The following is a 13469-nucleotide window of genomic DNA, read 5'->3' on the forward strand; positions in this document are numbered from 1 at the left end:
CCCGCCCCGCATCGCCTCACTCGTGGACGTGCAGCGGCTTTCCGGCCAGTGCGAGGTGCGCCTCGCCCAGTGCCTCCGACTGCGTCGGGTGCGGGTGCACGAGCTGGGCCACTTCGGAGGGCAGCGCCTCCCAGTTGTAGATGAGTTGGCCCTCGGCGGTCAGCTCGCCCACGCGCGAGCCGATCATGTGCACGCCCAGGACGGGGCCGTCCTTCTGCGCGATGACCTTCACCGAACCCTGCGTCTGCAGGATCTGGCTCTTGCCGTTGCCGCCGAGGTTGTAGTCGAGCTCGACGATCTCGTAGCCGCGCTCCTTGGCCTTGGCGGAGGTCAGCCCCACCGAGGCGACCTCCGGCTCGGAGTAGGTGATGCGCGGGACGCCGTCGTAGTCGATGGCCGGCGGGTTGAGCCCGGCGAGCTGCTCGGCGACGTAGATGCCCTCGGCGAAGCCGGCGTGGGCGAGCTGCAGCGTGGGGATGAGGTCGCCGACGGCGTAGATGTTGCCGACACCGGTGTGCAGGTTCTCGTCGACCTCGACGAACCCGCGCTCCATGCGGATGCCGTTGTCCTCGTAGCCCAGGCCCTCCGAGACCGGGGCGCGGCCGATGGCCACCAGCAGCACCTCGGCCTCCAGCGTCTTGCCGCCCTGCAGGGTCACGCTGACGCCGGAGTCGGTGGTCTTGACGCTCTCGAAGGGGGTTTCGAGCTCGTACTTGATGCCGCGCTTGCGGAAGGCCCGCTCCAGCTGCTTGGAGGTGGACTCGTCCTCCAGCGGAAGCAGATGCGGCAGCGCCTCGATGATCGTGACCTCGGAGCCGTACGAGCGGTAGACGCTGGCGAACTCGACGCCGATGACGCCGCCGCCCAGCACCGCCACCGACTTGGGCACCCGCTCCATGGTCAGGGCCTGCTCGCTGGTGATGACCTTCTCGCCGTCGATGTCCAGGCCCAGGGTCTTGGGCTCCGAACCGCTCGCCAGCAGGATGTTGGTGCCCTTGTAGACGGTGTCGCCGACGGTGACCTCGTCGCGCCCGGTGAGCCGGCCCTCGCCCTCGACCACGGTGATGCCGTGCGACTTGATCAGGCCGGTCAGCCCGCGGAACATGCGGCTGACGACCTTGTCCTTGTAGGCGTTGACGCCCGCCATGTCGATGCCGTCGAAGCTGGCCTTGACCCCGAAGGTCTCCGAGTCCCGCGCGGCGTCGGCAACCTCGGCCGAGTGCAGCAGCGCCTTCGTGGGGATGCAGCCGACGTGCAGGCAGGTGCCCCCGAGCTTGTTCTTCTCGATCAGGGCGACCTTCATGCCCAGCTCGGAGGCGCGGATGGCGGCGGCGTAGCCACCGCTGCCGGCTCCCAGGATCACCAGGTCGAAGGTGCCGCCGTTCTCACTCACGGGAAGGACACTCCTTGATGTGGATGTGAATGTTCGTCTGGATCGGACGCGTCCGCGCGGCCGGGCCGGATGGTGCCCGGCCGCGGCAGCTGTTCAGTTCTCGCGTGCGGAGGTGTTCGCGGCGTTCTCCGCGATCCGCACCAGCGTGCGGGTGGCGGCACCGGTGCCGCCCTTCGGGGTGTAGCCGAAGGGCCGGCCCTGGTTGAACGAGGGGCCTGCGATGTCCAGATGCGCCCAGTGCACGCCCTCATCGATGAACTCCTTGAGGAACACGCCGGCGCTGAGCATGCCGCCCCAGCGCTCGCCCGGGACGTTGGCGATGTCGGCGACGGTGGAGTCCAGGCCCTGGCGCAGCTCTGCGGGAAGCGGCATGGGCCAGCTCTGCTCGCCGGCGGCGGTCGCGGCGGCGTGGACGTCCTCGCGTACGCCGTCGTCGTTGGCCATTACGGCGAACACCCGGGTGCCCAGCGCGACCAGCTGCGCACCCGTCAGCGTGGCCACGTCCACGATCAGGTCGGGGGAGTCCTCTTGGGCGCGCACCAGCGCGTCGGCCATGACCAGGCGGCCCTCGGCGTCGGTGTTGAGGACCTCCACGGTCTTGCCGCCGTAGATGGTCAGCACGTCGGAGGGGCGCTGGGCGCTGCCGCCGGGCATGTTCTCGGCGATGGCGAGGTAGGCCACGGCGTTGACGGCCGGGCCCAGCTGCGCGATGGCGCGCATGGCGCCCAGTACGGCGGCCGCGCCGCCCATGTCGGACTTCATCCAGTCCATGGACCCGGCCGGCTTCAGCGAAAGGCCACCGGAGTCGAAGGTGATGCCCTTGCCCACGAACGCGATTGTGCGGCGGGCCTCGGGATGGGTGTACTCCAGGCGCACCAGGCGGGGCGGGTTCGCCGAGCCCTGGCCGACGCCGATGAGCCCGCCGTAGCCGCCGTCGGAGAGTTCCTGCTCGTCGAGGACCTGCACGCTCAGGCCGTCACCGCGTCCGACCTCGGCGGCGATGTTCGCCAGGTCCTCGGGCACGAGGTCGGCGGGGGCGGTGTTCACCAGATCGCGGGTGAGGGAGACGGCTCCGGCGATGGTGCCGGCGCGCTCGACGGCCTCCCGCGCTCCGGGGACGCCGGCGGCCACCAGCAGTTCGGCGGCGGGAGAACGGACGTCCTCGTCGGTGCGGTAGCGGTTGAAGGCGTAGTCGCCCAGCAGCGCACCCAGGGCGGCGGCCTCGGCCAGTTCGGGGGTTTCGGCGGGCAGTGCCAGCGCGATGCGGTGCTGCGCGGTGCCGCGCGAGCGCAGCGCCGCGCCGGCGGCGCGGGCGACGGCGTCGGGATCGGGGGCGGCACCGGCGCCCGGCGGGGCGCCCAGGCCGACCGCGACGACCACGGGTGCGTTCAGCGCGCCCTGCGTGGGGACGCTGTGCACCTCCTCGGCGGCGCCGGTCGCACCCAGCAGCGACAGCGTCTTGGCCAGGCCGCCGGGGAAGGCGGCGTCGACGGTCTCGGCGCCCGACGCGGGCTGGGGTCCGTCGTCCGCCGCATGGTAGCCGACCACCACCGCGTCGACGTCGAGCGAACCGGGGGATTCCGTAATAACTGACAACGACGTGCTCACGCACCCGATGCTAGCCCTTGTGACGTGCCCCCGGGCACGTCGCCCGCGGCGTGGCAGCGCATGCGGAAAAGAACCGCGTCCCTCGACGCGGTCCGGCGACAGTCACGGTCTTCCGCCCGCAGCGGAGCCCGACACGCTGCGCCGCTCACGAAACGCGCGCCCTTCGCCACTGCCGCCGCCGAGCCGCCAACCCCAGGTCGGCGGCGCCAGCGGCTCGGGTGCGGGGACGCTCAAGGCTGCAGCGGGTGTCCGCGGCCGTGCCGCCGGACGAGTCACCAGGTCAGGCGGTCCCGATCGGGGAGGGTAACGGCCGTGGGTGTGAATAAATGTGACGATGCCAACATGTGGTACCCGTCGGCTGGCGGCTGGGGTCTGCTGGGCGGCCTTGTTGGTCTGCCGGGTGGCGGGTGGTCGTCACTGGAAATGCGGCGAGGGTGGCGGTGGGTGGCGCCCGCGGTTACCGGTTCGGGTGCTCGCCGGTGGCGGCGGCCAGCGGGGTGGGTCGGTTCCGCTGGGCGGCATTGTGGTCTGCCGGGTAGCCGGTCGCCTGACGGGGAACGGCGGGCACCGAGGGCGGCGGGTGGCCTTACCGAAAAGCGGCGCCGAGGGCGGCGGTGGGCCGGGCCTGCGGTCGTCGGGTCGGGTGCCCGCCGGTGACGGCGGTCGGCGGGGCGGCGGGTCGGGTCCGCTGGGCGGCCTTGTTGGTCGGCCGGGCGGCGGGTGGCCTGACGGGGAACGACGGGCAGCGAGGACCGCGCCGGGTCCGGCCCGCGGTCGACGGGTCGGGTGCCCGCCGGTGGCGGCGGCCGACGAGAGCGAAGTTCGGCGGCCGCAGGCCGGTCGGCGCATCTAATGCGCGGTTTCACCGGATTCCGACCGCTCTTTGGTCGAAACCCTGCGCTGGGCGACACCGGTCCCATCGAGTCTGTCTGCACAGTTAGATTCGGCGCCGAATCCGTCCCTGCAGACAGACTCGGCGGGGCTTGTCCCGTCTATCGTGGACTTATGGTCGCCGGGAAGCGCATGCCGTGACCATAAGTTCACGATCATCGCCGGGTGAACCGGCATACCGGACATACCGGCGCCGGTTCGCCGACCGGGTCTCGCCGTGTTCCGACCGGGCCCGCGCCGGCCGGAACAGGCGGCGGGCGCGGTCGCGGATGCTCGCACGCCCCGGTGGCGCGCCGGAGCGGGGGCCGGGGGGCGACGCCGCGTCGCTCGTGGCGCCCGGGCGCGGCCGCCGGTTGCCCCACCGCCCAATGGGGTGGGCTTTTGGGGGCCTATGCCCGTTTTGCGGGCGGCCCCGGCGGACGCAGCGGCCACGAGACGCACGAAAAGTTGACTCCGGGGGCATTTTCGCGCCATTCGGCGCGCTTCGTGCGCCACCGCCGCCGCAGCACGGAGGCGGACCCACCGAGGAATCGGGCATTGGTGGGCAAAACACCCCGCGCTGTTCCGCATCGCGGAATGACAGTGCGAGGGTGGCATCCTCAGGGCGACACCGAGGCCGATACCGCCGCACATACGTGCATCTCGTGACCGCCATCGGGCTGCATGGCGCCCGGCCGCCCCGCATCAGAGGCCGCGCCGACAACCGACAACCGCCCTCCTCGCCGCTCTCGCCGGCCGCCGCCACCGGCGGGCATCCGACCCGATGACCGCAGGCGCCACCCCGCGCCCTCCTCGCCACTCTCGCCGGGCGCGCCACCGGCGAGCACCCGAACCGTTGGGCGCGGGCTTGGCCCCGCGGCCACCGTTGCCGCCGCTTTTCAGTGCAGACCGCCTGTAACCCGGCAGATCCACAAGGCCGCCCAGTTGGCCCGAGCCGTGTCCCCGCGGACCGCGCGACCGGAGAGCGCCCGACCCGTTGGGAGTGGATGCGGCTCTCCGTCGTGTCTCGTATTTTGAGACGCAATTCCGGTGTCCGCCTCGGGCGCGCGAGGCGCGCTTGTGAGCGCGGGATGCTCGTCACACGGCGGCGACGGCGACGACCAGTGCGGTGGTCGCCGCGGTTTCGGATAGGGCGCCGAGGGTGTCGCCGGTGATGCCGCCGGTGCGGTGCACCGCGCGGGCCAGCAGGGGTGCTGCCGCGGCAGGGCCCGCCGCGGCCGCTGCGGCGCAGGCCGGCGCGAACCAGCCGCCGTGGGCGAGCCCGGCCGCGGCGGCGAACAGCAGTACCGCGGCGGTGGCCACGGCCGCCCCCCAATGGGGGACCGTGCCCGCCACGAACGCTCCCAGCCCCTCCGGGCGCGCCGAGGGGACGCGCGGAGTGCACGCCCAGGTGATGGCGAGCCGTCCGGATGCGGTCGCGGTGACCAGCGCCGCCGCACCGGCGGCGAGGGAGGCGTCGGCGACCGCGCCCAGTGCCGCCGTCTGGATCACCAGGGTCAGCACCAGAGTGATCACGCCGAACGGCCCGATGTCCGAGCGCCGCATGATCTCCAGCGCCTGCGCCGCCGGTTTCCCGCTGCCCAGCCCGTCGGCCAGGTCGGCCAGCCCGTCCAAGTGCAGACCGCGGGTGAGCAGCGCAAGCGTTCCCACCGCCAGTGCCGCCGCCAGGAAGCCGGGCAGCCCCAGCAGCGCGGCGGCCACCAGCACCGCTGCGGCGGCGGCCCCCAGCACCGCGCCCACCAGCGGCGCCAGCACCATGGCCCAGCCCGCGACGGTCCGGTCGACGCGGGGGGCCGCCACCGGCACCGCGGTCAGTGTGCCCGCCGCCATGCGCAGCCCGTCCAGCCCGTCGTGCAGCGGCCCGCTCCGTGCGGCCCCCGGCGAGCCGGAGTCGCCACCCGAGGCCATCGCGCTCCCTTCCGTGCCCGGGCAAAGGGCTTCGTTCCCACCGTCGATGCCCCCTCGGCCCGTGGACATCGCGTTGATCCCGCCTCTGCGGCCATGTTCGGGGCCGACCACGGCCGGCGGAGCGGGATCAGGTTTTCAGCCGATTTTAGCGAGGAACCCCGCCTCTTCAGAGCCGGGAGGAATCGCTTCTCATCACGGCCCCGCCCCGAATACGAGCACGCCTGCGGATATCGGCGTTCGGCCCCTATCGGGGCGGCGGTGATCGTAGGATCACCGCTGTGCAGCTCGTCGTGCAGGCCAAACTCATGCCCGATGCCGCACAGGCGTCCGCGCCGGCCTCCACCCTGCGCACCCTCAACGAGGCCGCCAACCGGGTCTCGGCGGTGGCCTTCGACCTCGGCGTGCCGCGCGAGTACGAGCTGCGCAAGCACACCTACGCCGACCTGCGCGCTCAAGGACTGGGCGCTCAGGCGGCCCAGCACACCATCAAGAAGGTCCGCGACGCCTACACCACGCTGGCGGCCACCATCCGGGCCGGCCACCTCGGCAAACCCGGCAGCAAGCGCCGCCGCAACGCCGAGTCCGCGCCGGTCGCCTTCCGGCCCGAGGCCGCCCACCCCTTCGACGACCGGTGCCTGTCCTGGCGGTACGACCAGCGGACCGTCAGTATCTGGACCACCGCGGGCCGGTTGAAGAACGTGGGCTTCGCCTGCTCCTCAGAGGCGCTCGAAATGCTGGTAGAGCACCGCCGGGGCGAATCCGACCTGGTCGAACGCGACGGCGTGTTCTACCTTATGGCCACCTGCGAGGTGCCCGAAGCCGAGCAGTATGCACCCGCGGGGTTCATCGGTGTGGACCTGGGCATCGCCAACATCGCTACCACCTCCACCGGTTACCGGGCGGCCGGGCGGGGCTTGAACCGCCACCGCAAGCGCCAGGCTGCCCTGCGGGCCAAACTCCAGGCCAAGAAGACGACATCGGCGAAACGCCGGTTGAAGAAGCGCAACCGGCGCGAGCGGCGCGACGTTGCGAACACCAACCACGTCATCGCCAAGCAGATCGTGACCGAGGCTGAACGCACCTCGGCCGGTATCGCCCTGGAAGACCTGACGGGGATCCGGCAGAGGGTACGGCTTTGCCGGCCCCAACGGGTCGCGATCCATTCCTGGGCCTTCGCCCGGCTCGCCGCCTTCATCGCCTACAAGGCCAAGCGGGCCGGTGTGCCGCTGGTCTCGGTGGATCCGGCCTACACCAGCCGGGAATGCGCCGAACGCCACCACATCGACACGAGGAACCGCCTCGATCGGGCCCGGTTCGTGTGCCGGTCGTGCGGGGTCGTTGCCCACGCCGACCGCAACGCTTCCCGCGCCATCGCCCGCCGGGGCGAGGACGCGTGGAATGCGGGGCGTGCGTCACGCGTCCCTGCCGCCCCGTAAGGGGTGTCTGGACGGAGGAGCCCACCCGGCAGCCGGTCGGGCGGCTACCTCCAAGCCCGCCTATCAGGGCCTATCAGGGCCGGGTCAAGTTGACCACCCGACACGACGGGCGCGCCCGCCGTCTCACGGCAGTTCCGTCACGCGCCCTGCCGTGGCCAGCACGACCTCCTCGGACTCTGCCGCGAGGAGTTGGTTCACGCGGCCCAGCCAGTCGCGGAAGAGGCCGCCGCTCACCGTCGCGGGCACCACCCCCGAGCCCACCTCGTTGGTCACCGCGACGACGTAGGCGGGACAGCGGCGCCAGGCGTCGACCAGTTCGCCGACCCGCGCCGACAGCTCCTCCTCGGCGCCCGACGGCGGGCTCTCCGCCCACAGGCCGCAGTGCTCCATGGCGGCGGCCAGCCACGTGCCCACGCAGTCGAACAGCAGGGCGCCCTGCGACCCGCGCAGCACGGCCGCCGCATCAGGGGTCTCCTCGGTCTTCCACCACCAGGGGCGGCGCGCGCGGTGGTCGGCCACGCGGCGCGCCCAGGACTCGTCGCCGCTCGGGCTCGGACCGGTGGCCAGGTAGGTGACGTCGGGTTCGCCCAGCAGCCGCCGCTCGGCCTCGGCCGACTTCCCCGACCTCGCGCCCCCGGTGATCAGGACCCGGTGGGGGCCGTGCGCGCGCTCGGGCGGCCAGGCCGACGGCGGACACCACAGCTCCTGGCCGTCGGAGGGCGAGGACGCGCCCCACAACCGGGCGCGGCGGTCGAACTCGGCCGGGGAGTGGACGCGGTGGTCGCCTCCCACCGCCAGGACCGCGGTGGTGGTCGATACGACACCGGCCCGGCGCAGCGCACCGATCACGGCGGCGGACTCGCCCACGTCCACGATCGCGACGTCGACCTGGTGGGCGGGTGCCGTCGAGGCCGAGGCGGGCTCCGCGGTCCAGGTGCCGCCTCCTCGGCCCGGACCGCCGTCGGCGTCGCCGGGGGAGTCCGCGGTCGGCGGCCCCGGCGGGTCGGCGGGCGCATCGGGCCGGGCGAACAGCAGGCGCTCCCCACCGGGACCCTCCACGCGTGTGCCGTAGGGGGTCACGTCGACCGTGTACCCGGACGGGGGAGCGGAGACCGCCCCCGTGCCGGGATCGCGCAGCGTCAGGACGTCGTCGACGGTGATGCGCACGGGAACCCGCCGGTTCTCCGCCGCGCGGTTGCAGGATGCGCAGCGGCACTGCGGTGCGGGCCAGCCTTCGGAGCCGGAAGTGCCGGAGAGTCGGATTCGCACGTTGGCCAGTTAACAGCATCGGGGACGGGAGGATGCGGCGAGGCCCGGGCGCGTCCGGGCCTCGCGGCGCACGCACGTGCCGGCGCCCCGTGGTCGGGAGCCCGGGAGGCCGCCCGATGCGTGCGCCGGTACGGGTGCGCTCGGCGGGCACACCCTATGCTCGAAGATCCGGATCCGGTGCCGTGCGACGGGGCCGGCAGCGAGTCGGACGTGAGAAAGGGCGGCCCATGGCCTGGAGTTGGCGGTATGAGACCGAGCACGGCAAGCCCGTGGACGACGGTTCCCTTCCGCGCGAGCTGTTCTCCTCGCGCGGCGACGCCGAGAGCTGGCTGGGGGAGACCTGGCGGGATCTGGTCGACGGCGGCGCCGCCCGGGTCACCCTGCTGGAGGACGAGCACCCCGTCTACACGATGAGCCTGGACGACCCCGCCTGAGGCGGGGCGCAGGCGGTGACCCGGTCTGCGCCGCAGCCCCGCCGGTCACCACCGCAGCCGCGGCAGCGGTCGTGTGGTCGTCGACGGGACCTTGTGCGCGAAGCGTTCGACGACGGCCTGCGGCCGAGCGGCGGGGATCCGGCCCGGGCATGCGGCACCGCCGGAAGGGCGGTGGCCGATGCCGGGCCGGGACGACTCGTCGAAACGGGACGAAGCAGGACGCGACGGGGCTGCGGTCCGGGTGTTCTACGGGCGCTGCGGCGGGCTGACCGTCCGGGACGGGTCGCGCTCGACGCCGTCGCCGAGGATCTCGTCGATGCGGCGCATCAGCTCCGCGTCGAGCCCCTTGCCCGCTGCCGCGGCGTTGTCGTGCACCTGCTCCGGGCGGGACGCTCCGATGATCGCCGCCGAGACGTTGTCGTTCTGCAGCACCCAGGCCACGGCGAGCTGGGCCATGGTCAGCCCGGCCTCCTCGGCCAGCGGGACCAGCTGCTGGACGCGGGCGAGCACGTCGTCGTCCAACCTCCCGCTGATGAACCGCCCGCCGATCTCGTCGGTGGCGCGCGATCCGGGCGGCGGCGCCGCGCCCGGCTTGTACTTCCCGGTCAGTACGCCTTGGGCGATAGGCGAGAACACGATCTGGCCCAGCCCGCCGCGCCGGCTGGCCGGAACGACCTCGGGCTCGATGACCCGGTGCAGCATGCTGTACTGCGGCTGGTTGGAGACGATGCGGTCCAGGCCCATCTCGTCGGCGAGCTTGAGCGCCCGCTCGATCTCCTCGGCCCGCCACTCCGATACGCCGATGTAGCAGACCTTCCCCTGGCGCACCAGGTCGTCGAAGGCCCGCAGAGTCTCCTCCAGCGGCGTCTCGTAGTCGAACCGGTGCGCCTGGTACAGGTCCAGGTAGTCGGTGCCGAGCCGACGCAGGGAGTCCTCGCAGCCGCGCACGATGTGCTTGCGGCTCAGCCCGCGATCGTTCTTCCCCTCGCCCATCGGCCAGTAGACCTTGGAGAGGATCTCCAGGCCGTCGCGGCGCTCGCCCTTCAGTGCCCGGCCCAGCACCTCCTCGGCGCGCCCCTGCGCGTAGACGTCGGCGGTGTCGAAGGTCGTGATGCCCTCGTCCAGCGCCGCGCGCACGCACGCGGTGGCGGCCTCCTCCTCGACCTGGGAGCCGTGGGTGATCCAGTTCCCGTAGGCGATCTCGCTGATGACGAGACCGCTGCTGCCTAGATGCCGGAATTCCATGCCGAGCAGCCTACGCCCGGGGCCCGCGGGCCGGGCCCCGGGCCACTCGGCGCGGAGCCCGCGGGGCCGGATGCGGCCGCGGCACCACGGGAGAGGGGCGGACGGGGGAGTGCGGCGAGGCCGCGGAGGGGCTCAGCGCTCGGGCGCCGGGACGGCCTGTCCCGGCTTGACCCGCGGCTTGGGCAGGCGCAGCCGCCGGATCTGCAGCTGGCGCATGGCGGAGTACATGCCCACGCCGCGCACGGACTTGTCGCCGGGGAACAGCTCGCGCGCCTGGCGTTTGACGCGGTTGCCGATGTAGATGCCCTCGGCGATGATCGTGACCATCATGGCCGGCCACACGACGTAGGTCACCACCAGCTGGAACTGCGGCGAAGGCATGAACAGCAGCACGATGATCGCCAGCGAGAAGTAGAGGAAGAACTCGCTGACGCTGCGCCGTGAGTCGACCACGTCGCGGGCGTAGGCGCGCACGGGGCCGTAGTCCTGCGGCCGGTAGTGGCGATCCTCGCCCGGGGCGCTGCCCCCCTGGCGGGCGGGGCGCCGGGACCGGCTCGCCTGGCGGTCGCGGTAGGCCCGATAGGCCTCCTTGCGCGTCCGCGGCGCGTTCAGCGGGCGGCGGAGCGTCTGCTCGGATTCGCTGCGCTTAGGCGTTGGCGCACCCTTTTTCGGGGTATATCCCTTAGGTTGGGTGGCCTCAGCAGTGGCCGGGCCGGACGCGGCCGGATCTTCGGTTGCGGGAACGGTGCGACGTCGGAACACGTCTACCAGGGTAGCCGGTCCGAGCTTCATAGCGACCCTGGGCCCGAGAGCGTAGGGTTGGATGCAGCGCCCGCCGGGAACAGCCGATACACGGACCGAGAAGGGGACGGCCACGCCGATGAGCGTGTTTCAGCGACTTTCCATGATCTTCAAGTCCAAGGCCACTCGGGCCATGGACTCCGTCGAGGACCCGCGCGAGACCCTCGACTACTCCTACCAGAAGCAGCTTGAGCTGCTGCAGAAGGTCCGGCGCGGCGTGGCAGACGTCGCCACCTCCCGCAAGCGGGTCGAGCTGCAGGTCCAGCAGTTGGAGCAGCAGTCGGGCAAGCTGGAGACCCAGAGCCGCACTGCCCTGGGGCAGGGACGCGAGGACCTGGCGCGCGAGGCGCTGACCCGCCGCTCCGGGCTGCAGTCCCAGATCGACGGCCTGCGCCAGCAGCACGAGCAGCTCCAAGGCGAGGAGCAGAAGCTGACCCTGGCCGCCCAGCGGCTGCAGGCCAAGGTCGACTCCTTCCGCACCCGCAAGGAGACCATCAAGGCCACCTACACCGCCGCCCAGGCCCAGACCCAGATCAGCGAGGCCTTCTCCGGCATCTCCGAGGAGATGGGCGACGTCGGCATGGCGGTCCAGCGCGCCGAGGACAAGACCGCCGAGATGCAGGCGCGCTCCGGGGCGGTCGACGAGCTCCTTGCCTCCGGCGCCCTCGACGACGTCACCGGCACCTCCCAGGACGACATCCAGTCCGAGCTCGACCGCATGTCCAGCACCAGCGGCGTGGAGCTGGAGCTGGAGCGGATGAAGCAGGAGATCGGCCAGGGCGGCTCGGAGTCCGCACGCCAGATCGAGGGCGGCGAGTCCGGTTCCCAGGGCACCTCGGGCAGCGGCGGCGCCGGCGCCAACGGCAGCGCCAACGGCGGCCAGCCCGGGCAGACCCAGTCCTACCGCCAAGGGGAGGGCGCATGATCGTCCGCATCATGGGCGAGGGCCAGCTCGACCTCAGCGACGCCGACCTCGACCTGCTCAACCAGTTCGACCGCACCCTCGAAGAGGCCCTGGAGAGCGGCAGCGAGGACACGTTCCGCGAGGCGCTGCGCGACCTGCTGGAGCGCGTCCGCCAGGACGGCAACCCGCTTCCGCCGGACACGCTGGAGCCGTCGCAGTTCATCCTGCCGCACGCCGACGCCAGCATGGAGGAGGTCCGTGCGATGCTCGGCGACGAAGGGCTCATCCCCGACCTCGCCTGATCGGGGAGCGCCCTTCACGTCGATCTCCGACCCGGCTGTTTTCGAGGGCCGCCGCGTTTCGGCGCGACGGCCCTCGGTGCTTCCGCCGCCCGCCCGGCTCATCCCGGCGCGCCCGCCTGCCACTCCCGAACCCCCTTCTGGCCGTCTGCGCTGGTTAGACTGCAATCGACCGGCCTGACACGGTGCCGCCGCCTGATGCGGGCGCGCGGCCCGCACCGGCCGGCGGGGCCCGTGTGCAGCGGGCCGAACCGTCGAGAAGCGGACGAAGGAGTGCCGCCGTGGCTGGTTCGAAGTTCATCCCCGACCGCGGGCTGACCGCCCGCATGGTCCTCACCATGGCGCTGCTGGGCGTCCTCTACGTGGCGTTCGTCATCGCGCTGTACCTGGTGGGCATGCCGTTGTGGCTGCTGGTACTGGTGGTGCTGGGCTTCGCCGCCTTCCAGTACTTCGCCTCCGACAAGATCGCCGTCTTCTCCATGGGCGCCCGGGAGGTCTCGCCCGCCGAGGCGCCCGAGCTGCACGGCGTCGTCGACCGGCTGTGCGCGATGGCCGACATGCCCAAGCCGCGAGTGGCAATCGCCGAGACCGACGTCCCCAACGCCTTCGCCACCGGCCACAACCGCAAGAACGCCGTGGTCTGCGCCACCACCGGGATCATGCGCCGCCTGGACACCGCCGAGCTGGAGTCCGTGCTGGCCCACGAGCTGTCCCACGTCGCCCACCGCGACGTGATGGTCATGACCATCGCCGGGTTCCTCGGCATCGTGGCCGGCTTCCTGACGCAGATGGGACTGCGCTTCGCCTTCTTCACCGGCGGCGCGCGCAGCAACGACAGCGGCCCGGCGCCGGCCGTGGTCGCCCTGCTGGTCGTGCTGGTCAGTGCCCTCGTGTGGGCGCTGAGCTTCCTGCTGACGCGGGGCCTCTCGCGCTACCGCGAACTCTCCGCGGACCGCGCGGCCGCCTACCTGACCGGCCGCCCCTCCACCCTGGGCAGCGCGCTGACCAAGATCAGCGGCGACATGGCGCGCATCCCCACCGACGACCTGCGCCGGGCGGAGCCGTTCAACGCGTTCTTCTTCACGCCCGCGGTCTCCAAGAAGGGGTTCAGCCTCAGCCATCTGCTGTCCACACACCCGCCGATGGAGCGGCGTCTGGACCAGCTCTCCGACATCTCGCGGCAACTGGGTAGCGGGACCTGAGGGGCGCGTCAGCACCCCCGCGGCCGCACGCCGCCACCGAGGCGGCGATCGCGGCATTCGAGACGCCGAACACGAAGGG

The 13469-nt window shown here is 72.4% G+C and carries 11 protein-coding genes; 5 read left to right on the forward strand and 6 right to left on the reverse strand.

Annotation, left to right across the window (positions count from 1 at the left end; genetic code table 11):
- Positions 1-16: 16 nt before the first annotated feature.
- The 3 genes from lpdA to EKD16_RS09610 all read right to left on the reverse strand — a co-directional run bounded on the left by lpdA (position 17) and on the right by EKD16_RS09610 (position 5800).
- On the reverse strand, positions 17-1393 hold the full coding sequence (gene lpdA / locus EKD16_RS09600) for a dihydrolipoyl dehydrogenase (RefSeq protein WP_131098067.1): 1377 nt from the start codon (positions 1391-1393) through the stop codon (positions 17-19).
- Between the two features lie 93 nt (positions 1394-1486).
- Positions 1487-3001, reverse strand: coding sequence for a leucyl aminopeptidase (locus tag EKD16_RS09605; protein WP_131098068.1), 1515 nt, complete (start codon positions 2999-3001; stop codon positions 1487-1489).
- Between the two features lie 1968 nt (positions 3002-4969).
- Complete coding sequence (locus tag EKD16_RS09610; protein WP_242677315.1) at positions 4970-5800, reverse strand: adenosylcobinamide-GDP ribazoletransferase; 831 nt, start codon at positions 5798-5800, stop codon at positions 4970-4972.
- A 278-nt stretch (positions 5801-6078) separates the two neighbouring features.
- On the opposite strand from EKD16_RS09610, the gene EKD16_RS09615 reads away from it, so the two are divergent.
- Positions 6079-7236, forward strand: a complete 1158-nt coding sequence (locus tag EKD16_RS09615; protein ID WP_242677316.1) for an RNA-guided endonuclease InsQ/TnpB family protein — start codon at positions 6079-6081, stop codon at positions 7234-7236.
- 123 nt (positions 7237-7359) lie between these two features.
- Here EKD16_RS09615 and EKD16_RS09620 read toward each other — a convergent pair whose 3' ends face one another.
- On the reverse strand, positions 7360-8397 hold the full coding sequence (locus EKD16_RS09620; protein ID WP_131102294.1) for a bifunctional adenosylcobinamide kinase/adenosylcobinamide-phosphate guanylyltransferase: 1038 nt from the start codon (positions 8395-8397) through the stop codon (positions 7360-7362).
- Positions 8398-8732: 335 nt separating this feature from the next.
- Between EKD16_RS09620 and EKD16_RS09625 the strand changes: the two genes are divergently transcribed.
- The gene (locus tag EKD16_RS09625) at positions 8733-8939 is read left to right on the forward strand and encodes a hypothetical protein (protein ID WP_131098069.1); all 207 of its coding nucleotides are present in this window, start codon (positions 8733-8735) and stop codon (positions 8937-8939) included.
- Positions 8940-9185: 246 nt separating this feature from the next.
- On the opposite strand, the gene EKD16_RS09630 is transcribed toward EKD16_RS09625, so the two are convergent.
- Positions 9186-10184 carry an aldo/keto reductase family protein gene (locus EKD16_RS09630; protein WP_131098070.1) on the reverse strand — a complete coding sequence of 333 codons (999 nt, stop codon included), beginning with the start codon at positions 10182-10184 and terminating at the stop codon, positions 9186-9188.
- Between the two features lie 132 nt (positions 10185-10316).
- Positions 10317-10946, reverse strand: coding sequence for a DUF3043 domain-containing protein (locus EKD16_RS09635; protein ID WP_131098071.1), 630 nt, complete (start codon positions 10944-10946; stop codon positions 10317-10319).
- A gap of 142 nt (positions 10947-11088) precedes the next feature.
- Between EKD16_RS09635 and EKD16_RS09640 the strand changes: the two genes are divergently transcribed.
- The 3 genes from EKD16_RS09640 (at position 11089) to htpX (ending at position 13390) form a co-directional block, all read left to right on the forward strand.
- On the forward strand, positions 11089-11910 hold the full coding sequence (locus EKD16_RS09640; protein WP_242677407.1) for a PspA/IM30 family protein: 822 nt from the start codon (positions 11089-11091) through the stop codon (positions 11908-11910).
- Entirely contained in the window at positions 11907-12191 is a 285-nt protein-coding gene (gene pspAA, locus EKD16_RS09645; RefSeq protein WP_131098073.1) for a PspA-associated protein PspAA, read from the forward strand. The genes EKD16_RS09640 and pspAA overlap by 4 nt, the downstream gene beginning before the upstream one ends.
- Positions 12192-12469: 278 nt before the next feature.
- Positions 12470-13390 carry a zinc metalloprotease HtpX gene (gene htpX, locus EKD16_RS09650; protein ID WP_131098074.1) on the forward strand — a complete coding sequence of 307 codons (921 nt, stop codon included), beginning with the start codon at positions 12470-12472 and terminating at the stop codon, positions 13388-13390.
- Positions 13391-13469: the final 79 nt, after the last annotated feature.

Origin of the sequence: Streptomonospora litoralis, from assembly GCF_004323735.1 — a bacterium.
Classification (GTDB): domain Bacteria; phylum Actinomycetota; class Actinomycetes; order Streptosporangiales; family Streptosporangiaceae; genus Streptomonospora; species Streptomonospora litoralis.